The sequence below is a fragment of the Oleiphilus sp. HI0043 genome (genome assembly GCF_001634935.1).
In genome coordinates this window covers 1-827 of the sequence record NZ_LWEY01000239.1, presented here as the reverse complement: position 1 = coordinate 827, position 827 = coordinate 1, and the positions used below count along the sequence as shown (strand labels likewise).

2 protein-coding genes are annotated in these 827 nt (G+C 41.0%); both read left to right on the top strand.

Features of this window, described 5'->3' with window-relative positions; genetic code table 11:
- Positions 1–253, top strand: a 253-nt coding sequence (locus A3729_RS32150; RefSeq protein WP_197475533.1) for a hypothetical protein, incomplete at its 5' end; no start/stop codon positions are given.
- A complete protein-coding gene (locus A3729_RS03730) occupies positions 246–740 on the top strand; it encodes a hypothetical protein (RefSeq protein ID WP_068633199.1) in 495 nt (164 codons plus the stop codon). The genes A3729_RS32150 and A3729_RS03730, both read left to right, overlap by 8 nt.
- The last annotated feature ends 87 nt before the right edge of the window (positions 741–827 follow it).

The following is an 827-nucleotide window of genomic DNA, read 5'->3' as shown; positions in this document are numbered from 1 at the left end:
CCTAAAGTTGTTAAAAGAGGATGTAGAAGTTGAGTTGACTTTGCTTAAAGGGCTTGTTCGATATAAAGAAAAGCACCATAGCCGATTTAATTACGGTGTTGAGTTTAGTTTTGCCTCTAAGCATGACAAGTTAAAGATTAATGATGAACTGGTTGCAATTGAACAGATTTTGAGAAGGTTCGAAAATGACAGAGCCGCGTCGACAGAGGGTAGCTTAGATAGCTCTTCGACTGCGGGAGCCCCGGGTGGCTAAGCTGAAAGATTATGTGACGGGTGCGCTGCTTGTTTGTCTTGTTTTTTTAGGCCTAATTCTTTTTGCCTTGTATGACAAAAGTGCACCCAACGAGCACCAAAAGCCTGATTATAATTTTAGTTCCGATTGCGATATTAGTGCCGATGACTGTCGTTTGCACCTATTCAATGACTTGGAGCTTAGACTTCAAGTAAGTCCTAGTGAAATTAAAGCCCTAGAACGTTTCCAGTTGAAGTTACATACAATGAACAATGCTGGAGCAGAACTCTCAAACCTTGTTGCTTGGGTTGAAGGGCGAGATATGGATATGGGGCAACACTTCTTATCCTCCAAAGCTGAGTTGGCTAACGAATTTTTATTAAGTGGAATGATTCCAATATGTACGGTCGATGCTGAGATGGTATGGCGCTTAGTTGTCAACTTTGAGTTTCAGGGGAAAACGATTCGTTTAGATTTTGATCTTAAGACTTCTCAGCATGGGCTCTAAGCTATGGTAAATAGGCTTCCTTTCACAATTCTTCTTGTCGGCATTTCTATCGCAATTATTGTGCTTGCAATGCGTTTTATGTCTTCA